Source organism: Pseudalkalibacillus sp. JSM 102089, from assembly GCF_041366475.1.
GTDB lineage: Bacteria > Bacillota > Bacilli > Bacillales > Guptibacillaceae > Guptibacillus > Guptibacillus hwajinpoensis_B.
In genome coordinates this window covers 417150-438840 of record NZ_JBEWYW010000003.1, presented here as the reverse complement: position 1 = coordinate 438840, position 21691 = coordinate 417150, and the positions used below count along the sequence as shown (strand labels likewise).

General features: G+C 38.7%; 22 protein-coding genes. 16 read left to right on the top strand and 6 right to left on the bottom strand.

Annotation, left to right across the window (positions count from 1 at the left end):
• Positions 1–3 precede the first annotated feature (3 nt).
• A complete protein-coding gene (locus ABVF21_RS10570; protein ID WP_303530429.1) occupies positions 4–882 on the top strand; it encodes a LysR family transcriptional regulator in 879 nt (292 codons plus the stop codon).
• Between the two features lie 140 nt (positions 883–1022).
• Here the strand turns inward: ABVF21_RS10570 and ABVF21_RS10565 are convergent, their stop codons facing one another.
• Positions 1023–1424: a hypothetical protein gene (locus ABVF21_RS10565; protein WP_303530428.1), complete on the bottom strand. Its 402-nt coding sequence runs from the start codon at positions 1422–1424 to the stop codon at positions 1023–1025.
• Positions 1425–1535: 111 nt separating this feature from the next.
• Here ABVF21_RS10565 and ABVF21_RS10560 point away from each other — a divergent pair, with 111 nt between their 5' ends.
• Positions 1536–2366 (top strand): SPL family radical SAM protein, encoded by an 831-nt coding sequence (locus ABVF21_RS10560; RefSeq protein ID WP_371018185.1) that lies wholly within the window; start codon positions 1536–1538, stop codon positions 2364–2366.
• Positions 2367–2425: 59 nt separating this feature from the next.
• Here the strand turns inward: ABVF21_RS10560 and ABVF21_RS10555 are convergent, their stop codons facing one another.
• On the bottom strand, positions 2426–3589 hold the full coding sequence (locus ABVF21_RS10555; protein ID WP_303530426.1) for a S1C family serine protease: 1164 nt from the start codon (positions 3587–3589) through the stop codon (positions 2426–2428).
• 22 nt (positions 3590–3611) lie between these two features.
• Positions 3612–4769 carry a zinc-ribbon domain-containing protein gene (locus ABVF21_RS10550; protein WP_371018184.1) on the bottom strand — a complete coding sequence of 386 codons (1158 nt, stop codon included), beginning with the start codon at positions 4767–4769 and terminating at the stop codon, positions 3612–3614.
• A 699-nt stretch (positions 4770–5468) separates the two neighbouring features.
• On the opposite strand from ABVF21_RS10550, the gene ABVF21_RS10545 reads away from it, so the two are divergent.
• The 8 genes from ABVF21_RS10545 to coaW all read left to right on the top strand — a co-directional run bounded on the left by ABVF21_RS10545 (position 5469) and on the right by coaW (position 12691).
• Positions 5469–6053, top strand: a complete 585-nt coding sequence (locus ABVF21_RS10545) for a TetR/AcrR family transcriptional regulator (RefSeq protein WP_303530423.1) — start codon at positions 5469–5471, stop codon at positions 6051–6053.
• A gap of 1 nt (position 6054) precedes the next feature.
• Complete coding sequence (locus ABVF21_RS10540; RefSeq protein ID WP_303530421.1) at positions 6055–6378, top strand: DMT family transporter; 324 nt, start codon at positions 6055–6057, stop codon at positions 6376–6378.
• 12 nt (positions 6379–6390) lie between these two features.
• The gene (locus ABVF21_RS10535) at positions 6391–6708 is read left to right on the top strand and encodes a DMT family transporter (RefSeq protein WP_303530418.1); all 318 of its coding nucleotides are present in this window, start codon (positions 6391–6393) and stop codon (positions 6706–6708) included.
• A 56-nt stretch (positions 6709–6764) separates the two neighbouring features.
• Positions 6765–6893, top strand: a complete 129-nt coding sequence (locus ABVF21_RS10530) for an RAxF-45 family protein (protein ID WP_303530417.1) — start codon at positions 6765–6767, stop codon at positions 6891–6893.
• A gap of 200 nt (positions 6894–7093) precedes the next feature.
• A complete protein-coding gene (gene abc-f / locus ABVF21_RS10525) occupies positions 7094–8950 on the top strand; it encodes a ribosomal protection-like ABC-F family protein (RefSeq protein ID WP_425589852.1) in 1857 nt (618 codons plus the stop codon).
• Positions 8947–9753 carry an aminoglycoside N(3)-acetyltransferase gene (locus ABVF21_RS10520; protein ID WP_303530413.1) on the top strand — a complete coding sequence of 269 codons (807 nt, stop codon included), beginning with the start codon at positions 8947–8949 and terminating at the stop codon, positions 9751–9753. Before abc-f (ABVF21_RS10525) ends, ABVF21_RS10520 begins: the two co-directional genes overlap by 4 nt.
• Positions 9754–9905: 152 nt before the next feature.
• Positions 9906–11747, top strand: coding sequence for a PAS domain-containing sensor histidine kinase (locus ABVF21_RS10515; RefSeq protein ID WP_303530411.1), 1842 nt, complete (start codon positions 9906–9908; stop codon positions 11745–11747).
• Between the two features lie 137 nt (positions 11748–11884).
• Positions 11885–12691, top strand: a complete 807-nt coding sequence (gene coaW, locus ABVF21_RS10510; RefSeq protein ID WP_303530409.1) for a type II pantothenate kinase — start codon at positions 11885–11887, stop codon at positions 12689–12691.
• Positions 12692–12751: 60 nt separating this feature from the next.
• Here coaW and ABVF21_RS10505 read toward each other — a convergent pair whose 3' ends face one another.
• Entirely contained in the window at positions 12752–13864 is a 1113-nt protein-coding gene (locus ABVF21_RS10505; protein WP_371018183.1) for a diguanylate cyclase, read from the bottom strand.
• A gap of 236 nt (positions 13865–14100) precedes the next feature.
• On the opposite strand from ABVF21_RS10505, the gene ABVF21_RS10500 reads away from it, so the two are divergent.
• From ABVF21_RS10500 to ABVF21_RS10485, 4 genes are all read left to right on the top strand, one after another.
• Positions 14101–14601: a carboxymuconolactone decarboxylase family protein gene (locus ABVF21_RS10500; protein ID WP_303530405.1), complete on the top strand. Its 501-nt coding sequence runs from the start codon at positions 14101–14103 to the stop codon at positions 14599–14601.
• Between the two features lie 116 nt (positions 14602–14717).
• The gene (locus tag ABVF21_RS10495) at positions 14718–15359 is read left to right on the top strand and encodes a DsbA family oxidoreductase (RefSeq protein WP_371018182.1); all 642 of its coding nucleotides are present in this window, start codon (positions 14718–14720) and stop codon (positions 15357–15359) included.
• Positions 15360–15438: 79 nt separating this feature from the next.
• On the top strand, positions 15439–16017 hold the full coding sequence (locus ABVF21_RS10490) for a TetR/AcrR family transcriptional regulator (RefSeq protein WP_303530402.1): 579 nt from the start codon (positions 15439–15441) through the stop codon (positions 16015–16017).
• Positions 16010–16447, top strand: coding sequence for an OsmC family protein (locus tag ABVF21_RS10485; protein ID WP_303530401.1), 438 nt, complete (start codon positions 16010–16012; stop codon positions 16445–16447). Before ABVF21_RS10490 ends, ABVF21_RS10485 begins: the two co-directional genes overlap by 8 nt.
• A 46-nt stretch (positions 16448–16493) precedes the next feature.
• Here ABVF21_RS10485 and ABVF21_RS10480 read toward each other — a convergent pair whose 3' ends face one another.
• On the bottom strand, positions 16494–18245 hold the full coding sequence (locus ABVF21_RS10480; RefSeq protein WP_371018181.1) for an N-acetylmuramoyl-L-alanine amidase: 1752 nt from the start codon (positions 18243–18245) through the stop codon (positions 16494–16496).
• A 553-nt stretch (positions 18246–18798) separates the two neighbouring features.
• Between ABVF21_RS10480 and abc-f (ABVF21_RS10475) the strand changes: the two genes are divergently transcribed.
• On the top strand, positions 18799–20481 hold the full coding sequence (abc-f, locus tag ABVF21_RS10475; RefSeq protein WP_371018180.1) for a ribosomal protection-like ABC-F family protein: 1683 nt from the start codon (positions 18799–18801) through the stop codon (positions 20479–20481).
• On the opposite strand, the gene ABVF21_RS10470 is transcribed toward abc-f (ABVF21_RS10475), so the two are convergent.
• Positions 20478–20660 (bottom strand): hypothetical protein, encoded by a 183-nt coding sequence (locus ABVF21_RS10470; protein WP_098442379.1) that lies wholly within the window; start codon positions 20658–20660, stop codon positions 20478–20480. The two genes, abc-f (ABVF21_RS10475) and ABVF21_RS10470, sit on opposite strands and share 4 nt — an antisense overlap.
• A gap of 132 nt (positions 20661–20792) precedes the next feature.
• Here ABVF21_RS10470 and ABVF21_RS10465 point away from each other — a divergent pair, with 132 nt between their 5' ends.
• Complete coding sequence (locus ABVF21_RS10465) at positions 20793–21524, top strand: MOSC domain-containing protein (protein WP_303530497.1); 732 nt, start codon at positions 20793–20795, stop codon at positions 21522–21524.
• Positions 21525–21691: the final 167 nt, after the last annotated feature.

The window sequence follows — 21691 nt, the reverse complement described above, 5'->3', positions numbered from 1 at the left end:
AGAATGAATCTAAACTGGTTGAAAACATTTGTCACAGCTGCTTCGTATGAAAATTTCAGGGAAACATCGGAAAAACTCTATCTTGCTCAACCTACTGTTACGGTTCACATTCAACAACTTGAAAAGCAGATTGGCAGTAAGCTATTTATGAAGAGCGGTAGAAGAGTGATGCTCTCTGAAGCAGGAAGACAATTCCTTCCGCATGCGAGGGAGTTAGTTGAACAGTATGAGACAAGCTTACGTCATATGAACGGGTGGAGGCAGGGGTACCATCGAAAGTTGTCGATTGCTGTATCCCCTTTAATTGCTGCTACGGTTCTACCTAACGTCCTTCAGCAATTTATGAAAGCTTATCCATCGATTGAGGTCGTTGTAAAAGTAAGTGAGTCTAATGAAATTGGAGAGATGATCACCAAGAATGATGCAGATTTCGGTCTTTCAAGAATGAAATCTTTGCAGGCATATGTGAAAAATGAACAAATTGGAGCCGATCCGATTGTTTTAGTTGTGCCACACGATGGGGGAGATGCGGAAACGAGTCTGCCTTTATCTTTAAGTGAGTTTTGTTTGAGATCAACGTTACTCACGCATAATCATCCTGATTATTGGGAAGATCTTTTAGTTGAGCTACGTTCTAAATATGAAGGTGTTCGAACGATGGTGGTATCGCAAGTACACATTACAAAGCGATTTATTGAGGAAGGGCTTGGGTTCTCTTTTTTACCATGGTCATCTGTTCGGCGTGAGGTATTTGAAGGGAGAATTCTTCAAGTGGATACTGTAGAAATCAAACTGCCTGAGGTTCACACATACATGGTCTATCAACATCTTTCGGAGGAAACAGAAATATTTAAACAATTTATTGAGAAAAGCATGAATTAAGCCCGATCAGCGTCCTGATCGGGCTATACTCTTATTTTCCGAGTGTGAAATAAGAGTGTGGGATGGTAGCGTGTCATAGATCCTGACGGCTAGCTTACACGCTTGAGTAGTATGTGCGATGTAAAAGAAAATATACACATTTAGTAAGTAGTTAGTCCCCAAACTTTCCAACCCTTTTCCTCTTTAGAAGCAAAAAGGTGCATGCGTACGGGGAGCTGAGAAGATTTCTTTGTTACGAGGACATCAATGAGGTAAGTGTGGTTTGCGACTTTTTTTTCACAGGTTTTAACGGCTGGCGCGTAATAGGGTGACTTCTTTTTTAAAGGTGACATGCTAATGATCTGCCATGAATTTGTACCCGGAGTGTTGGCCATTAACCCTGAAAGAATCGTTGTAGCTTTCATTGTAAGGCCTTTTTTTGATGCCGATTGATCTAGTGAAGTTGGACACTTTCCTTGAATGAGCTGAATCGGACCAGCTGCATAAGTATGAATTGGTAAAAGAAGAAGTAAGAAAAGGAGACAGCTTACAGTACGCTTCATCAATTTATACCACCTTTCACCTTTACCGTGCCCGCTTAGTGAAAAATTATTCGTAATAATCGAATGTATGTTCGGTTTGTGGTACACTAATGGAAGAAGGAGGGATAGCCATTGCAGCCTTCAATTAAGAAGCGAACATCTCGGTCTATTTTAACAAAAGGTAGTGGATTTCTTAATGGATATAGTCACACTCTGAACCCTTACGCTGGATGTGCCTTCGGTTGTTCGTATTGCTATGTCAGAAGAATGCCGATTGCCCTTTTTAGGGAAGAGGATTGGGGAGAATGGGTAGATATTAAAGAAAATGCTGTGGATCTTGTGAAAAAAGAGATCCCGAAAGCTCGGAAAAAAGGAGAAGTATCGATTTTTATGTCTTCTTCGACAGATCCTTATCAGCCTATTGAATTTAAGACTAATTTAACAAGAAGATTACTTGAAGCTATGGTAGAAGAAATGCCTGATTTTCTATTTCTTCAAACCCGCTCTCCACTCGTCACTAGAGATATTGATTTGTTAAAAAAATTCGGCAAAAAGGTTCTGGTCAGTATGACAGTAGAAACAGACCTTGATTCAGTGCGCAAAATTTTTGCGCCATCAGCACCGCCAATTGCAGCAAGGTTAAAGGCGCTACAAACGTTACGAGCAAACGGTATTCCTGTACAAGCGGCAGTGGCGCCACTTCTCCCGTGTTCTGAACATTTCCCTAAGAAGTTAGCTGAAGTAACGGATCGCCTCACGCTAGATGACTTTTTCATGGGTGATGGGAGCGGTGGAAAAAGAACAGAGCAGCTTGGCATTCGTAAGCTCTTTGAAGACGCGGGCCTAGAAGATTGGTATCAACGTAAAGCCTATTTGAAAATAAAGAAGAGATTACAGGCCTTTTTTCCTGAAAGCGCCATTTATATTTCTCAAGAAGGTTTTTTACCTCCAGACGAGGGATAGTATAAATAATAAACGAAAAAAAGGCTAGAGAATGTATCTCTAGCCTTATGTTGCCTATTTTACTTTAATTTTTCAGCCTTACCACTTAGAATTTTCAATTGGTCATTTTCATAGCCAACCTGGTAAGTGACGTTGTATAGAGAAGTTGTTGTCTTCTTATCCTCGGTTCGTTCTTGTGCTTTAATAGTAGCTGTTACCTTTACTTGATCATTCGTTTGATTTAAACTTCCGGTCATATTTGAAACTTCAACGTCAAGGGTATGGATATAGCCACTTCGAAAATCTTCATACAGCATTTCACTCTGCCAGCGACTGCCAAGTAAGGAGTAGCCAGTGACATAGTCTTGAGTAGACAAGCTTTCATAGAAATATCCAATAAGATAGGTAGCATTATTCTTAAAGTCTTCTCCTGTGAGTCCTTGTGGTGTTGATACTTCTTCCTTACTTTCATCATCTACCGTTATTTCTACTGGGTCATCAGACCAATTTTTAATTTGCTCAATAACGTTGGGGAGCGGAATGCTAAAGCCGATTGCCCCTGAGTCTGTTCCTGCGGAATTAATGGCGATCGCCTCTCCAGTATTAGCATCAATAAGGGGACCTCCGCTGTTCCCTTTTGTAATGGGGGCAGAGATTTGATAGATATGCTCATAGCGATAGGGCTCTAAGATGAATTCTCGATCGAGACCACTGACAATCCCTGTTGTAACGGTATTCTGAAGTCCGAGTGGGCTACCAAGAGCAATGATATTGTCCCCAACTTCCGCCATGCGCTCTTCTGCAACAGGGAGGGGATCATTTCCCTCTAATCCTGGAACGCGAATCACCGCAACATCTATCGTATCACCCATACCAATGATTTGAGCTTCGAATTGTTTAGCATCAGAGGTTTTAACGGTAATTTTTTGTGCACCTTCGATAACATGAGCGTTCGTAATGACGTCTCCGTTCGTATTATAGAGGAAGCCTGATCCAGAAGAAGTGCCATCTTTTAAGGCGACTTCAATTTGCACAACGCTTTTTTGTGTCTCATGAATGACGGATTTTAAGTCTGAATCATTCTTTTGGTTCTCTGGAGCATTTGTTTTCTCTCCTAGAGAAGATGTTGCTTCAACGGTTGTATTTGAATAGTAATCATGTAAAAAATAAAAACCTGCGCCGCCCCCAATCAGAATAAAGAGGGAGCTTGCAAGGGATAGTAGCAAAGCCAATTTCTTAGACATCCGTCTTGAATACTCCTTTCTGCTAATCCAAGTACCATGTGAAATGATCAATTTCGACTGTGAATTGATCAAGATCCTTCACGTCTTCACCTACATCGTAGATTATAAAGTCAAATTTACCTGTATCGTCAGGATAAAGTTTGTCGGGGTTAATATAAACCTCCCCTTTATCAAACTCTTTTCCATCTCCGTCCAATACTTTATAAGAAGCCCCGATCGAATTGACGGGAACAGTGGCTTTGCTTGTGACCGTACCTGTTATTTTTAATTCATTGTAATCTGTCACCTTTGTTTCTAATTCATTGAGCTCAATCGCGCTTGTACGATTCATCTCTTCTTCTTTTGCTGCAGCAACCATAGCATGTTCAATTCGCTTCTGTTGCTCCTCCTCAAACGAATTTCGTCTCTTTTCGATTACGGTTTGAAGGTTTGATAGCTTTTCGTTACCTTTATTGATTTCTAAGCCTTCTTCTACTGAGTTTAATGCTTCCGTAAAGTGGTTCTCTTCCAAATAACCATTTGCTTCATTAATTGAAAAGTCGACAATTTGATTACGAATTTGTCCGGCTATGTCTTGGGCTTCATCCACTTGTAAACTTTCAGCCCTTGTTAACACAGGTTTCAATTCATCAATGGATTTTTTTCCTTTCATATCATACTTTAATTCGGCAACCATCACAGTTGTCCGAACCATTCCGATGTCTTCTTGTAAAGTAGAGAATAGATCTCCTTTATAGGATGCTGAGGTTTGCTCAGCTTCTTTAATCAAATCTAAGGCTTTACTGTAGTTATCTTTTTTTCTTGCGGTTTCCGCCTGTTTTAAAGTCTTTTCAACGTTTAATGCGATCGTTACAATATTCTCGTTTTTTTGGGCAGCTGGGAAACGAGGTCGTTTTTGTTGAGCCTCATTAAATTCTTTTTGTGCTGCTTCGAGCTTGCCGTTTTTAGCTAATTCCTCTCCCTTTTCAAATGAGCGAATCGCTGCCTTTGACGTTGATTCTTCATAAAAATAATAGCCGGCAAGTGTGCTAGAAAGAAGAAAAAACACGATCACTGGTAACCAACGCCACAGAATGGAAAGGCTATGCTTAGATTTATTTTGAGTGACTAGTTCTTTTCCACAAGAGAAGCAAAATTGCTCATCATCGCCTCTTTTTTTTCCACAATGTGGACAGTACATCCTTATTCCACCTGCTTTCAATCTCAATTGCTAGTTATATTTTGACACATTTCCCTTGTAAGGGAAATATTTTTCAGTAGGTTGTTGGGGAATTGAAATATAAAGCAATTTTCGCTCAAATCGAGTAAGAGCTTACTTATAAAATAGCCTATAAAGTGGGGGGGGGGGATTGATTCAAAAGACATATTTTTTCTTGCTATGATTAAAAGTGAATAGATTGTACTAGTTCAAAGGACATTAAATGATAAAAAAGAAGTTACTTCGTTCGATTGTACCGGTATTGAAGGACCTGTTCACACCTATACCCCTTTGATAAGATGATCCTAAGACCCCCTTTCAAATATTCCGTTACCAGGAAGACCGGCATTTGCCGGTCCTTTTTTTTGCCTCGATATCTGTGTAGCATTCATTTTAACTATAATCAATCAATGACTAATCACTCTCTTTTTTGTCGATAAACCTAGAATAAGAATGAAATGAAAAAAACTTCTTTTTTTGAAACCTCATGAGGTAGTTGCTCGTCTAATTAGTTGAAAACCCTTATTCCCTTAGATGTAGCCACTACGATATTTACCTAGTGGCTGCTTTTTTTGTGATAGTTGCATATGATAGGTAATGTTGATATAATAACTAACGAGTGGTAGGCAAATGCCTGCGTTTTTTATTTATCAATAACTAACGATCGGTAGGTAATGATATATGAAAAAAGAATCGACACAGGATCGAATTAAAGAGGTTGCCCTCATTCTATTTGCACGTAATGGATTTGAAGGGACTTCCCTTTCAGATATTGCTAAAGGAGTAGGCATAAAAAAACCTTCCTTATATGCGCATTATAAAAGTAAAGAAGATTTATTTTTAGGTGTGATTCATAAAGTATCAGTTGATTACAATGCGTTTTTTGTAAAGACGGCTGAACGATTAAGCAATCAATCACCTGAGAAACAATTATATGACCTTCTTCGTGAAAATACAGAGTATCTACGGAATGATGAAATGGGTCTTATTTTCAAAAGAATGATGCTATTTCCACCAGAGTCGTTACGGAAGGAAATCGCTCAAATGTTTGAAAAAACGGAGAATGTGATGAAGAGAGTGATTAAGTCTATTCTCGAGCAGATGCTCCCAAATGAGGAATGGGAACGAGTTTTTGATGCTTATTTATGTTTACTTGACGGCATGTTTGAACAAATTTTCTACTATTCACCTGAAGAACATAATAAACGGTTAGAAAATTCCTGGTCACTATTTATTAGAGGCGTTCATAGTAAGGAGGAGAAATAAGATGGCATGGATCTATCTTGTGATCGGTGGTCTGATGGAAGTATTATGGGCTATTGGATTAAAATATTCAGATGGCTTTACGAAACCACTTATAAGCTTGTTAACGATCGTAGGTATTGCAACAAGCTTTTACTTTTTCGCTAGGGCATTAAAATATTTACCTGTAGGTACAGCATACGCCATATTTACAGGATTAGGCGCAGCGGGGACAGCTGTGGTTGGAATGATGTTCTTAAATGAATCGATTAGTTTCATAAAACTATTTTTTATCTTATTGCTTATTTCTTCTATTATCGGTTTGAAGTTAAATGCAAAGGAAGCTTAGGAGGGAAGCAAAATGGCATGGATTGCATTGTTAATCGCTGGTCTAGGTGAAATTGGCGGTGTTATTAGCTTGAAGTTATCAGAAGGATTTACAAAATTAAAGCCTTCTATTTTTACAATTCTTTTCGGAAGCATGAGCTTTTTTATGTTGTCTTTATCATTAAAAGCTCTACCGGTAGGTACAGCCTATGCGATATGGACTGGCATAGGGTCAGCGGGCAGTGTATTGATCGGTATGTATTGGTTTAAAGAACCCAAAAATAGAATGCAATTAGTGTTAATATCTTGTGTGGTCATTTCTGTCATTGGTCTTCGCGTAGCTGAAGGTTGATTTTGTCAGAGCATTCAGATAGAATGGAAGTATTAATTTAAGGAGGTGAGGAAGGGATGTCTAACGCTTTTGTACGTACGGAATTTATGGATTATGTATCAATTTGCCGTGCGATTTTTCATGAAGTAGCTGCCGAGGGGACAGGTGTGTCCAAAAACAGCAACTTCATAGGAAACAAAGCGTAAGGCTCTCTTACCCTGCTTCAGGCGGAATGTATAAATTTACTGGAAAGAGAGCGGCAAATTTGTCGCTCTTTTTTATTTGCTTTAAGTATCTTAAGGTTTTAGTAGACTTAAAGTGAAATGATGCCAGATTCAACCACAGGTGAGGTGTATCCTTATCTGTGGTTTTTTGTATGCTTATCTGAATGAAAGGACTGATTATAATGATCGTTACAGCACAATCAATTAGTAAGATGCTTGGTGGAACTCTTATTTTTGAAGATATATCTTTTGAGATAAATGCGAAGGAACGTGTAGGTATTGTTGGAAGGAATGGTTGTGGAAAGACGACTCTTTTTCAATTGTTAGCAGGTGTTGAGCAGGTAGATGATGGAATGATTTACTATAAAAAAGGGACAGAGATCGGATACTTAGCCCAAATTCCAAACTATCCAGGGGTACTGGTAGAAGATGTCTTAAGAAAAGCTTTTAGTGATCTTGTAGAAATGCAAGAACGAATGAACGTACTTGAATCTCAAATGGCGATTGGACAAGAAACCGAACGTGAACTCAAAGAATATGGGCAATTGCTTGAGAGTTTTACTCGTATGGGAGGATATGAAATAGATTCATCTATTCAAAGTGTAGCGAATGGACTTGGTATTGCGCATTTGTTGAATGCATCATTCGATCGTTTGAGTGGAGGAGAAAAGACAAAGATAAGTCTAGGGTTACTGTTATTAAAAGAACCAGATTTGCTCTTACTTGATGAGCCAACAAATCATCTTGATGTGGAAGCGGTTGAGTGGCTTGAAAGCTTTTTGAAGCAATATAGTGGAACGGTCTTAATGATCTCACATGATCGGTATTTTCTTGATGAAGTGGTTACGAAAATCATGGATCTTGAAGATGGTGCGTTAACTGTCTATCACGGATCTTATAGTGAGTTTGTAAAGAAAAAAGAAGAGCTGTTGCTCACAGAGTTTGCTGCCTATCAGGAACAGCAAAAGAAAATCAAAAAAATGAGAGAAGCGATCAAACGTTTAAGAGAGTGGGCTAATCAAGCTAATCCTCCGAATGCCGCACTTCATAAGCGTGCAAGAAATATGGAGCGTGCTTTAGAGCGTATGGTCAAATTGAGACGTCCGGTTTTAGATCGGAAGAAAATTGGCCTGGACTTTGACGTGAAGGAGCGCAGTGGAGAAGATGTTCTCACTTTCGAAAATGTTACAGCGGGTTATAAACAAAACGTATTATTTACTGAAGTTGATTTGCACGTAAGGTACGGTGAGCGGGTCGCTATTGTAGGGAGAAACGGAAGTGGAAAGACAACGCTTCTCAATGTTTTGCTCGGAAATGTAGATCCTTCTATTGGACAAGTAAAGGTAGGCGGAAGTGTGAAAATTGGTTACCTTTCTCAACATGTCCTAGAAGATCGTGGAGAAGAACGTGTCATTGATGTTTATCGTGAATCAGCGAAAGTATCAGAAGGAGATGCTCGACATGAATTAGCTCGATTTTTATTTTACGGATATGACGTTTTTGCTAAGATTTCTTTCTTAAGTGGCGGCGAGAAGATGCGTTTACGTCTTGCTGAATTGATGAGTAAGGATCTAAATTTATTAGTTCTTGATGAGCCAACAAATCATCTCGATATTGACTCCAGAGAGGTATTAGAGGATGCCATTGAGCGTTTCCCTGGGACGATCGTTTGTGTCTCGCATGATCGCTATTTTCTGAATAAGTGTTTTCCAGTGACATATTGGATTGAAAATCAACACCTTTACCAGCATTTATATAGCTATTCAGAAGCTAAGATAAAGCACGAGGAAATGATTGATGGTTGGAGGTCATGGAAGAGTATAGTCCCGTCACCTCCCATTAAGAAGGTGGAAAATAAACCGAAATCGAATTCAATAGAATGGGAGCTTGAGGAAATTGAATCCCAGATTGATCAAATCGATCAGAAGCTTAATGAAATGAAGGATCTTACAGAGCTTCAAACCTTATTTGATGAAAAAGAGAAGCTGAGCATCAAACGAGAATTATACTATGATATTTTACTGGAGGAAGAATCATGACAGAGAGAAATGTAATGAATAAGGTATGTTTTCCCCTTACAATCGATAGTCTTGAAAAAGATTTGAAAGAGCTTGGGGTAAAGGACGGAATGACATTAATCGTTCATACATCTTTAAGCTCGTTAGGATGGGTATGCGGGGGTGCAGAAGCTCTTATATTAGCATTGATAAGAGCTGTTGGAGAAGATGGAACGCTTGTCATGCCAGCGCAGTCAGCGAGTAATTCAGAGCCAGCAGAGTGGATGAATCCGCCAGTTCCAGAAGAGTGGTGGCCTATTATTCGAGAGAATATGCCAGCATTTTGCTGTGATACCACTCCTACGCGCGGCATGGGAGCGGTAGCGGAGTTGTTTAGAACATTCCCAGGTGTCGTGCGCAGTTATCATCCGATGTACTCATTTGCTGCCTGGGGCAAACATAAATACTTCATTACAAAGGACCAATCAATTGAGGATGGTTTTGGAGAGAACTCACCTCTTGGAAAGATATATAAGCTTGATGGAAAAATTCTTATGCTTGGAGTAGGTCATGATAGTAACACTTCATTTCACCTTTCTGAACACGCTTCAACCAAGAAGGAACGCTCAGAAAAGTCTGCAGCATTAATCGAAAATGATAAACGAGTATGGAAAACATATACGGAGATTGATTATGATTCAGATTGCTTTGATCAAATTGGGTTTCAATTTGAAAATAATGAACACTTTAGAAGAATGAAGATAGGTGCTGCTATATGCAAGCTTTTTAATCAACGAGATCTCGTTGATTTTGGACGTAGGTGGTACGAAGAACGTTCTAATTGAATAAAGGAGGAGAAGATAACGTCATTTGTTATCTTCTTTTTTGGAATTAAAGAATAGTTGCAGGAAAACGACTATTTTTAAAGAAGATATGTAAGTATTCATATCCCTCAAAAGACCCGCTGCACGAATATCATATTTTAGAAGGAGAAGCTATGAATCATAACGAGAATACAGCTATCTATAGACGTTCGGGCCCTCCTCCTGAGAATGAAACTAAGGAACCGAGGGATGATAAATTAGCAGGATTAGTTAAGTACTACGAAAGTTCTACTACAGCACTAGTGGTTCAAAAAGAAGAAAAGTGGCTCTATTTAAATGATGCGGCCGTTCATCTTCTCGGGTTTGATCACTTTAGTGAACTCGAAGGTAAGTCAATTTGGGAGACGGTTCATCCAGAAAATAGAGAGGTTGTTTCAAAACGGATCGAAGCTTCTATTAATGGTGTTAATCCTGGAGTTCTCGTTCAAAGGTGGTTGAAAAAGGACGGATCCTATATCCCTGTTGAAGTTACTGGGATTCCTGTGGAGAATTTTCTTGGGCAAACGACAGCCATTATTAAAATGGTTGATTATGATCGTGCCAATGTACAAAATACTCTTGAAAACTATCAACTCATTACAGAGAATATGAATGAAATTATAAGCTTACTTGACCCTAAAGGAAATCTACTATACGTTTCACCTTCATATAGAGCCTACGCAAGAGAAGGAATTGAAGATGAAATTGGACGTAGTTCAATTCGATATGTGCATGAAGAAGACAAGGAACGTGTTAGAAAAGAATTTTTTAAATTAGTCAAATATCGACAGCCACTTATCATTCAATACCGCATGCAGCGTAAGGATGGGGTATATCGTTACATTGAATCACAGGGGACATGTATTTCTAATGAAAATAAGCGATCTTATGTTGTCGTTTCAAGAGATGTTACGGAGAGACATGAGGCCGAAATGTTGCTTCATTGGAATGAAAAAAAGCATCGTATGATTCTAGAACATAGCAATGATTTAATTTGTATGATGAATAATGAAGGAACATCTGTTTATGCATCACCTTCTTATAAGGAAGTATTAGGATATGAACAAAATGAAGTTGTAGGAAAAGATATTTTAACATTTATCCATCCTGATGATTTTGAAAAGTGTCAGAGATCTATTCAGAAATTAACTGAAACCAAACAGCCTATTACGACTATTTATCGTAAACTGCATGCTTCTGGACATGATATTATACTTGAAGCAAAAGGAATGGCCGTTATTGATGAAGAGGGAAACGTCAATCATTTCGTGTTTATTTCAAGAGATATCACTGAAAAGATTCAGCTTCAACAATACCGTGAAAATATTGAGAAGCTTGCATTGATAGGGGATGTAGCAGCAGGATTTGCCCATGAAATTCGGAATCCTCTTACTTCCATAAAGGGGTTCGTAAAGCTTCTAGCAAGGCAGGAGGAAAGTGATCGTACGTATCACCAAATCATTGAAGATGAGCTTACCAATATCGAAGAAGTTGTGAATGGCTTTATTTCTCTTGGTAAGCCTGAGGCTTCTGAAGTAGCTGAAGTAAGTTTGCTGAAGCTAATAAAAAACGCGATTACAGTCCTTACACCACAAGCTTCATCAAAAAACATAAGAATTAATATAAGTAGTCAGCTCAAGTCAATTGTTATTCGATGTCAGAGAAACCAAATGAAACAAGTATTTATCAATATTCTTAAAAATTCGGTTGAAGCCATTGAGCAAGATGGACAAATTGATGTGATTCTTGAAGAAAATCAGAACGGCGTTATCATTGAGATTCATGACAATGGCATGGGAATTGACGAAGAACGTCTCGAGCGGATCGGGGTCCCTTTCTATACCAATAAAGAAAAAGGAATTGGGCTTGGAATGACCGTTAGTAACAAAATCATAACCGAGCATAGAGGACGACTTAAAATTGAGAGTAAGCCAGGACAGGGTACTAAGGTATTAATTCAACTACCGAAAGAGTGACCATTCATTCGTGCAAAGCCCCTCTATCCTTTCAAAGGATAGAGGGGCTTTGATTCTGGCTGACTATGTTTTACTTGTTCAAACGAACTGGGATAGAATAAAACTATCTCATTAAAATAGGGAAAGAAGGGGTGAGTATGGCAAACAAAATAGGCATCGATGCTGGTGGGACATTAATTAAAACGGTGCACCTTAAGAATGAAAAATACTGCTATCAGACTTTTGCAACGAGTGATATAAATGATGTTGCGTCATGGGTGAAAAACCATGGGGAAGCAAAGTTAATGATTACTGGTGGGAAGCAAATGGCTCTTGCTAAGCTTGTGGAAAATGATGTCGAAATGGTTCCGGAATTTGAAGCGACTACATCAGGCATCCGAGCGCTAGTGGATCGAGCAAAGCTTCCTTTACCTGATAACTATTTAGTAGTGAACGTTGGCACAGGTACATCAATTCACTCTGTTAATGGCCAGAGTGCTGAAAGACTTGGAGGAACTGGAGTAGGGGGTGGGATGCTCATGGGACTTGCTTACTTATTGACAGGACGAACAGATTTTCAAGAGATTACCCGACTAGCAGAAAAAGGCGATCGAAATGGTATCGATTTAAAGGTGAAGGATATTTATGGAGAGGCCTCCCCCATTGGCGGTGATTTAACTGCCAGTAATTTTGGTTTCATTGATCGGATTAAGAAGCAAGAAGTAAAGGATGAAGATGTGTTAGCATGCTTAATTGGAATGATTTCTGAATCGATTTTAATGATGGCTATCCCATTTGCGAAAACCATTTCTACGTCAAACATAGTATTTATCGGTTCTACTTTTCAATCGAATCCATTAATTAGAGAGCAGCTTGAACGTTATGAAGAATTATTTGATATCAAAGCTTACTTTCCACATCGGGGGCAGTTTAGTGGAGCAGTCGGAGCATTGTTGTATCGTTAAACGGGGTTCATACAGAATAATAAGATTGGAATTTGAAGAAGGGGCAGGAAGCCCCTTTTTTTAATACTCATAGACTTTCATTGTTTGTTCGTTTGAACAGATGCGATTCCGTCCACTTCGCTTTGCGTGATAAAGGGCTTCATCTGCTTCTCGATAAAGCTGAGCAGGAGATGAAACAGTTTCGGGAAAAGTACTTGCACCGAGTGAAGCAGTGATATGAATACTTATATCCTTATTGATTGCAAAAGAATTTTCCTCAATCATGGATCGGACCCGTTCTCCAATCTCCAAAGCCTCTCTATTAGTGCAATCCCCTAATAAGATGGTGAATTCTTCTCCACCGTTTCGAGATACAATATCGTTCAATCTGGCGGCACTTCTTAGCGTCTTACCAAACTGTGTCAAAACGGTATCCCCAGATGCATGGCCGTATGTATCGTTCACATTTTTGAAATGATCGATATCAATCACTAGCAGTGATAAGGGCTTTTCATCGTTCGTAGATGTTTCCTGTATGGCGCGATTTAATGCTTCATCAAAACTTCTTACGTTGTTTAACCCGGTAAGGGGATCGATAGTAGCACTCTTTTTGTATTCTTTAAACAGATGATTTATTTTTCGTAAATGCTCTGTTGTGTAAAGCGCCATTACTCCTGTCACAGTGGATGTAAGCCAGAAGAGAACGTTGATTTCACTAAATAAGCTTTTTATATCAAGTAGCAAGTAGACGATTAAGATACTGAAGACGAGATTGGAATAAAGGAGCATCCAGAGAGCTTTGATGAAAATCCCAATCTTCCATTCTCTAAAGAGAAGGTAACCGATATAAAGAGAAGTTAGCAAACCAAGTGAAACAAAGGAAGAAAGATTTATTCCAATGATAAATCGCGTTATTTGGATCACAATAAGAGCAATAACTCCAGGAACAGGACCTCCATATAAGGTGACTAGTAAAAGAGGGATATGTCTTAGATCGACAATGGTCGTTGCATCAACTTGAATGCTATAAATCATCAGGAAAACCCCGATTATTCCTGCATACAAACCACTAAGGAATTTTCTTTTCAAAGAAGATGTCGGCGCTAGATTTTCTTCTTTAAAAAATTGATAATAAATAAACAGTAGAGCTAGTATAATCATCATATTTACAAAAAAGTCATGTATTAACTGCATTCGACTACACCTCGAATTTCTGGTGATTTCTTTTGCCTTTATTTTACCATTTTCAATAAATAATCGGGTCAAGATTTCCTCAAGATCTTTTACGTAATGATCGGAAAGTATCGTCGAATAAAAAAGAAACGTTTTAAAGCTGGCTCGCCCCATTGTGTTTCTTAGCACAGTGTTTTTTTATACATATCAGAACTATTTGTTATGATAAAGAATGGATCAAGAAAGGATGATAGAAAATGCCATGGATTAAACCGGCCAAACAGTCAGATTTAAAGGAGCTTGAAATCTACAAAGATCTTGAACACCCTGTTCCTGTTTTTAATCGACTTATTGCAAAAAGTCCGGACATTTTTTCAGCGTTTATGCCTTTAGCAGCTTCTGTTAAAGCAGGCGTATTGAATGAATTTGAAACGGAAGCAGTTGTCGTTTTTGTGTCTCATTTGAATGGGTGTGATTATTGTTATACAGGACATGGAAGCTTATTAAAAGAAATCAGTGGAGATGACTCTATTCTTGAGAAGCTTGAAGGATATGAAAGTTCAGATGCTTTTGAAGATCATTTAAAAAGTATTCTTAGCTATGCTGAGAAACTTGTCAGAAGCCCAAAGAGTCTAGAGAAAGCGGATTTAGAGAAATTAAAAGAACATGACTATAGTGAAAAGGAAATTGTGGAGATTAACCAACTTATTGCATATACGTCCTATACTAATCAAACGTCGATCGGTTTAGGATTATAGATTTGCTAACGCTCATCACTTCAGATGAGCGTTTTGCTTGGCAAGAATAATTAAGTGGTGTTATATTGTTTCTGTACCAACTGGTTGGTTTTAAATATGGGTTCAGAGGTGAGATTGTGCAGGAACAGAAATTAGTTGTTTATTCAGATTTTATTTGTCCTTTTTGCTACATTGGGAAAGTAAATGCTGAGAGACTCCAACAAGAAATTCCTGGATTAGAGCTTGAGTGGAAGGAGTTTGAGCTTCATCCAGAGGGACAACCTGATGCAAAAGGTCCGTATATGAAACAGGCCCTTGAGAACGTGAAATACCTTGCTAAGGAGTATGGTATTGAGATGAGACCAGAAGTCCTAACTGAGGTGACGAGTGATTCTCGCAAAGCTTTGCTCGGTTTCGAATTTGCAAAAGAACATGGCGCTGAAGGGTCATATCGAGATGCTGTTTTCCATGCTTATTGGGTAGAAGGAAAAGATATCGCTGAAGATCATGTGCTCCGTGAAGTGGCTAAACAAGTAAATCTTGATCCAGTCAAATTATTAGAAGCCATTGAAAATCCTGTATATCATAATAAATTGCGTGCATCGATTCATGAGGCTCACGCAAACGGCATCACGGGAGTACCAACATATAGGTACGGAGACATGGAAACGGTAGGTGCCCAGCCACTAGAGAACTTGAAAAAGATGGTGGAGATTCAAAACGATAAAGAACAGTTGAATAACCAAATGGGCTTGACTTGCGGTCCTGAAGGCTGTTAATTTCTTGAGTTACGTTTTTGAAATGTGTTATCTTATAACTGTACCAACTGGTCGGTTATAAATAGCGGAAGGTGATAACATGGCAAATCGAAAGCGTGAAATTATAAAAACGACTGCAGGGGTTATTCATGCTAAGGGATATGAGAGCACGAAGTTAAGCGACATATTGTCAGAAGCGCAGATCGGAAAAGGACAGTTTTATCATTATTTCTCTTCTAAAAGAGATCTTGGTATTGCAGTTGTTGATCACTTTGTAGAAAAATGGGAGCGAGATCTTATACAGAATATCTTAAGTACGAATGAGTCTCCTGAAGTGAAGTTAAACAAAATGCTGTCATGGGCAATTCACTATCATGAAACTGAGGCTAATATGCATGGGTGTCCTTTCGGGAACCTTGCACTAGAGATGAGTGAACATGATGAGGTTTTCCGTGAAAAAATTAATGGGCTTTTGGATCAATGGATTGCTCGACTTTCAGATGTTTTAGAGGATCTTATGGTAGAAGAACCTTACAAACATGCGCAAACGATCGTAGCACAACTTGAAGGTGGAATTCTGTTAATGAAAAATTATCAGGATATCATGATTTTAAAAAACATTACAGATACAATACGATTTCATTATTTAAATAACAAAGGAGGACATTACAATGTCTAAAATGATTGAAAAAATTACAGCAGTATCAAAAGGAATGAATACAACAGGTGATTCTAAAGGGCACAAGGTAATCATTGATGAGCCAGCTCAAATGGGTGGTACAGACGAAGGAGCTAATCCACTAGCTACTCTACTAATCTCTCTAGCAGGTTGTGAAAATGCCATTGCCAACATGGTAGCTAAAGAAATTAATTTTGATCTTCAGGGTATTGAGTTTGATGTTCGTGGTGAACTAGATCCGAGCGGAATGATGGGAGCAGACGGAGTGCGTCCTTATTTCCAAAAAGTTACTGTTAATGCCCAAGTGAATACTTCTGAGACGGAAGAGCGTGTTCAAGAATTGAAAGAAATTGTTGATGCCCGTTGCCCAGTATTTACAACGTTAAAAGCAGCTGATGTTGAAATGGTTCCAAATTGGATAAAAGCATAACACAAGAAAGGGAGTTCTCGTAAAGAAGAACTCCCTTTCTTAAAATCTAATTTGTTTTATAGTAATCTAAAACGCCTTGGTAAATCCCATCAGCAAGCTCTTCACGATAAGACTGTGTCAGAAGGAGTTGGTATTCTTCATTGTTTGTTAAGAAACCAACTTCAACAAGTACACTTGCCATCCTAGATTCGCGAATAACAGAGAAGCTTTGATTTTTGACACCGCGATCTCTTGCTTCCGTTACTTCAATCAAACGTTTTTGGATGCTTTCTGCTAAGGCCTTGCTTTCTGCAGAACTGTATTTGTCGTACCAATATGTTTCAATGCCATGAGCTGCTTCTGTGGCAGAATTCGTATGCACACTAATAAAAGCATCTGCATTCAAATTGTTTGCGATATTTGATCGTTCTCTAAGCTCAAGGAATGAATCATCTCTTCGCGTCATGACAACATTAGCCCCTGCTGATTTAAGCTGCTTCTCGAGATAAAGAGATACATCAAGATTGATGTCTTTCTCAAGGAGTTTTCCATTACTTGCGCCTGGATCATGATCTCCATGTCCTGCATCGACTACGATCGTTAAGTTGTTTAAAAGGTTACTGCTTTTAAGGATTAAGTAACCACTATGTACGTAAGCTACTTGACCTTGATATTTAATTTTAGCCCAATCACCTGAATAGCCATAAATGTCAACTTCAGCGTTACGTGGCAATGCACCGATTCTAGTTCCATTCATTTCTGGTGAAGTTCGAACATTCAAGCTTGAAGCTGTAACAATGCCAGTTTCTAGAACAACTTCTTCAACTTTGTCTTTTATTTTATAAGAATCTACAATACTAGAAGGAATAGCTGCTTCTCCACCTAACACCATCAAGGAAGAAGCGTTTTGATAGAGATAAGTTTGAACGTCTGGAATTGGTCTCGTATTGTGAGCTAATACAACTGGTGCTTTAAATTTCTCTGCTAAGGAAGCGGCAGCTACAGCATCTGGATAATCTTCTTTATCTTGTTGCACCGAAGTTCCTCTTGCTAAAATATAAGAAGAGTTTGATGTGAAGAAGGCTTTATTAACTGCAATGTTTGTTAGGAAGCGATCGTCACCAGCAAGGCGAACAACCTTCTTACCTTGTTGTTCTAAATTCTTTATAACAGTGTCTGAGAGAACAGCATTTCCTCCAATTACATAAACAGTCTTAATATTTGTAGGAAGCGATGGCGCTTTTGTCTCTGTTGTTAAATAGATTGGATAATTTTTCATAGCAGCTACGCTGGATGCTGAAAGGGAGTCTGCTACTTGATTTCCATTTACCACAATAGCTGTAGATGAGTGATCAAGGCCTGATGCTTTATTAATAGCGTTGGCCGTCTCGTAACGGTTTGATCCCTCAACTCTCGCTACTGTATATGTCCTTTTTAATTCATTTTCAATCCCCTGACTGATGGCAGTTGTTCCTCCAAGGATATAAACCTTTTTCGCGCCAAGACGGGCGAGTTCATCCGATACTTTGTCATCAAGTTTAGATGAGCCTGTTAATAATATCGGTGCTTGTTTTACTCCTGCAAGACCAGAACTTGCTAAAGCATCGAATGGCATATCTGAACGAGTGAGGATAACAGACTTCTCAGCTGTTGCAAGCTTACCTGGTGATACCTTCTTAGAAATTTCAAGAGCAGTATCAATTCTGTTTGCACCACTAATACGTTCGATTTCACCACTTGCTGATGTTTTTTCTGGAAAACTCATTCCTGTAAAAATTAAAATAACGATCATCATAAACGCAAGAATTTTACTCCGCACGATGTGTATTCCCCCATATTCTATGTTTCTATTTTTCTTATGTACGCAGTGACGTCACAACAACAGACGAAACGGCCTCCCTTCAAAATTAGTCTCAAATGGAAAGTATTTCTTAACTATTTCTAATATCGGTCTGGAATAACAGACATTATAGGGTCCTTTTGTACTAAAAAAGGATAAAAATCGACTAATTTTCCAAAAGTACTCTACAAAATTCGATTTTTTAAAGAGGATTCATTATAAAAATGGCTAAAAAAGAATTTGACATCGCTTACATAATTCTTTAAAATAATGGCAACTAAAGACGAAGGGAATGGTTAAGAAGCAATGAAGAACTAATCTTATTTATTCAGATCTAATTTCAAATTGTGAAATGGATTTTCTGGAGAATAGGATTAGTCTGCCCTTTTTAATCACTTGTGCTAGCGAAAATGTGCTTCTTTGTGATGCACTTTTTTCGGTAGTATAGGAAATTGGAATGACAGGCCTCTCCAGGTGATGGGGAGGTTTTTTTCTCCTCAAAGCAATGAACTGAAAATTTGGGGGAGATACCGTGAACGTTATATCGATAAGAGGATTGAAAAAAAGTTATCATGAGAACACGTTATTTAATCAAGTGAACCTTGATATTCATAAGGGAGAGCGCATTGGAATTGTTGGACCTAACGGTGCTGGTAAAACAACTTTAGCAAGAATAATCGTAAAAGAGATAGAGCCAGATGAAGGGGGAATTACACTCAAAGGTGATATCGGCTATCTGAAGCAGTCGATTGACCAGACAGGGGTGGTTGAGCAATATGGGATGGAAGTCGATTCTTCTGATTTAAAAAGGAAAAAGGAATTAGGGATACGCCCTATTCTAACTAATGACGGAGCAGAATATTTAAGCGGTGGAGAAAAGTTGAAACTAGCGCTCACAGAGATTTGGTCGACTCATCCGGATTTATTAATACTAGATGAACCAACAAATCACTTAGATAGAAAAGGGGTAAGTTGGTTAATTCGAGAGCTTCACTCTTTTAAGGGAGCTGTTCTTGTTATATCTCATGACCGTTACTTTCTCGATCAGACGGTTGATAGAATCCTTGAAGTTGAAAATAGTATCATTAGTAATTATCAAGGAAACTACACGGCATACCGAGCCGAAAAGCAAAGAAGATACGAAGACCAGCTCCATCATTATGGCGCGCAGCAAAAAGAAATAAAGCGAATAGAAGGTCAGCTTGCAGGATTAACGAATTGGTCTGAAAAGGCACACGGTGAGTCAACAAAACAGGAAGGATATAAGGAACATTACCGCATGAAAGCAAAGAAAATGGATCGTCAGGTGAAGTCGAAACAGAAGAGACTCGAGAAGGAACTGCAGAAAAATAAAGTGGAAGAACCTGATCAGGAGAAAGAAGTGCGTTTTCAATTTCAGGCGAATGATACACGAGGTAAACGCGTATTAGAAGCGAATAATGCCGGAAAACGTTTTGAAGAACGATGGTTATTTCAAAAAAGTTCTTTCTACATGAAGTCTGGGGAACGAGTGGGGATTGTTGGTGAAAATGGTTGTGGGAAAACCACCTTATTGCGAATGCTGCTTGGAATGGAGGCGCTTAGCGAGGGAGAACTGTGGAAAAGTCCAACGCTTCAGATTGGCTATCTGTCACAGGATGTGCACGATCTTCCTGAAGAAAAAACGCCGCTTGAAGTTTTAAACGTAGCAACGAAGAAAGAGATCTTTCGGGCAAAATCGATTTTTGCTTCGATGGGGATGGGGAGAGATCGAATCCATTCCACCATTAATCAACTCAGTCTTGGGGAGAGAACAAAACTGAAACTGACGCGTATGTTGATGAATAAATATGATCTTTTGATACTCGATGAGCCGACTAACCATTTAGATTTGCCTTCACGAGAGCAATTGGAAGATACACTGCAAGAGTTTACGGGAACTCTTCTCATTGTTTCGCATGATGTCTATTTTATGGAGAAAATGTGTGATCAGCTTCTTGTATTTGAAGATCAACAAATTAAAAGGGTGGAGAGGAATTTAGCAGAATATCGAACAAGAATGCAAGAAAAAAGCTCTTCTGTTTCTTCAAAAAAGAAAGAAGAACAAAAGATGCTTCTTGATAACGAAATATCTGCGCTAATTAGTAAGATTAGTCTATTATTACCTGGTGATCCTAAAATAGCTGAGTTTGATCAAAAACTGGCCCTTTTACTTGAAAAGAAAAGGTCTCTTTAGACGTCTTCTACTGCAAAAAAACGTTCTACCGAATATAAGTCTGCTTTCGGATGATTGCGAAGAAGAACATATCCTTCACGCTGTGCCTCTTCGAAATTATCATATTCATCTTCTGAATGAAAGATCGCTCTTCGCCTTTCATTATAGAGGGTAATGGAGTAGTATTCTTTTATTTCCATTCGGATCTCTCCTTTTTTCCTTTGTTTCTACTAGTTTTATGCAAATCTCTTATTGTTTATACTAGACTTATAGGAAAAAATGAGATTCTTTCTCTTTGGATATACTAAGGAGGAAGAAGGGAGCTGATGATCATTCAAATTGGAATAATTAGTGAGATGATGCGTCATCCTGTGAAGTCGATGACAGGAGAACGCGTTACTCAGACAATGGTGATGAACTATGGTCTTTATGGCGATCGAAGTCATGTGATTTTAGATGAGAAAGAATCGTTTTTTACGATTACACAATTTCCACCACTCGTGCGTTATCAAGCATCGTTCAGTGCACCGGAATCACTTGATGCATATCCTGAACCGATCATCACGACACCAGAAGGAGATACCTATAAATGGTCTGATTCGACCTGGCTACGTGAAATAGAAGAAGAATCTTCAAAGCAGCTAACAAAAAAAGTTTATCATCCGGAAAATGTTCCAATAGGACCGATTGAAGAAGAGCATCTTTTAATTGTGACGGATGCTTCTCTTGATGCGTTATCATCATCCTGGGGGAAAATAACAGATGAAAGACGTTTTCGACCAAACCTGCAGATCTCTTTATTGGAGAAAACGCCATTTGTAGAAGAAACGTGGGAAGGAAAAGTTCTACAAATCGGAAAAGAAGTGATGGTTGAAGTCGTAAAACCTTGTGAGCGATGTATGATTATTACCGTTGATCCTGAGACTGGAGCGAAACATCCGGACCTCTTGAAAAAGGTTGCCATAGAACGGCGTAATTTATTTGGGATGTATGCGAAAGTGATTCAAGCTGGAAAAATCAGTGCGAATGATGAAGTGTGGATAGTCGATCAGAAAGAAGGATAATATTTCAATCAATGAATTGGCGTTTTTACGTTATAGATCATAATGATACGGGTACAAGCATGAATGAAGCCCCGTCCTTGGATGGGATGCTTCGTTTTCCACACAGGAGGGGTCCCATCCACGGGGTGGGGTCCCATTTTTGTGTCTTCTGGTTTAAGCCTTTCATA

Coding starts and splice junctions, on each gene's coding strand:
- ABVF21_RS10540 (WP_303530421.1), top strand. CDS start 6,055: ATGGCATGGATCTATCTTGTGATCGGTGGTCTGATGGAAGTATTATGG.
- ABVF21_RS10550 (WP_371018184.1), bottom strand. CDS start 4,769: ATGTACTGTCCACATTGTGGAAAAAAAAGAGGCGATGATGAGCAATTT.
- ABVF21_RS10565 (WP_303530428.1), bottom strand. CDS start 1,424: ATGAAGCGTACTGTAAGCTGTCTCCTTTTCTTACTTCTTCTTTTACCA.
- ABVF21_RS10485 (WP_303530401.1), top strand. CDS start 16,010: ATGTCTAAAATGATTGAAAAAATTACAGCAGTATCAAAAGGAATGAAT.
- ABVF21_RS10520 (WP_303530413.1), top strand. CDS start 8,947: ATGACAGAGAGAAATGTAATGAATAAGGTATGTTTTCCCCTTACAATC.
- ABVF21_RS10570 (WP_303530429.1), top strand. CDS start 4: ATGAATCTAAACTGGTTGAAAACATTTGTCACAGCTGCTTCGTATGAA.
- ABVF21_RS10500 (WP_303530405.1), top strand. CDS start 14,101: ATGCCATGGATTAAACCGGCCAAACAGTCAGATTTAAAGGAGCTTGAA.
- abc-f (WP_425589852.1), top strand. CDS start 7,094: ATGATCGTTACAGCACAATCAATTAGTAAGATGCTTGGTGGAACTCTT.
- ABVF21_RS10545 (WP_303530423.1), top strand. CDS start 5,469: ATGAAAAAAGAATCGACACAGGATCGAATTAAAGAGGTTGCCCTCATT.
- coaW (WP_303530409.1), top strand. CDS start 11,885: ATGGCAAACAAAATAGGCATCGATGCTGGTGGGACATTAATTAAAACG.
- ABVF21_RS10535 (WP_303530418.1), top strand. CDS start 6,391: ATGGCATGGATTGCATTGTTAATCGCTGGTCTAGGTGAAATTGGCGGT.
- ABVF21_RS10470 (WP_098442379.1), bottom strand. CDS start 20,660: ATGGAAATAAAAGAATACTACTCCATTACCCTCTATAATGAAAGGCGA.
- ABVF21_RS10530 (WP_303530417.1), top strand. CDS start 6,765: ATGTCTAACGCTTTTGTACGTACGGAATTTATGGATTATGTATCAATT.
- ABVF21_RS10505 (WP_371018183.1), bottom strand. CDS start 13,864: ATGCAGTTAATACATGACTTTTTTGTAAATATGATGATTATACTAGCT.
- ABVF21_RS10555 (WP_303530426.1), bottom strand. CDS start 3,589: ATGTCTAAGAAATTGGCTTTGCTACTATCCCTTGCAAGCTCCCTCTTT.
- ABVF21_RS10515 (WP_303530411.1), top strand. CDS start 9,906: ATGAATCATAACGAGAATACAGCTATCTATAGACGTTCGGGCCCTCCT.
- ABVF21_RS10490 (WP_303530402.1), top strand. CDS start 15,439: ATGGCAAATCGAAAGCGTGAAATTATAAAAACGACTGCAGGGGTTATT.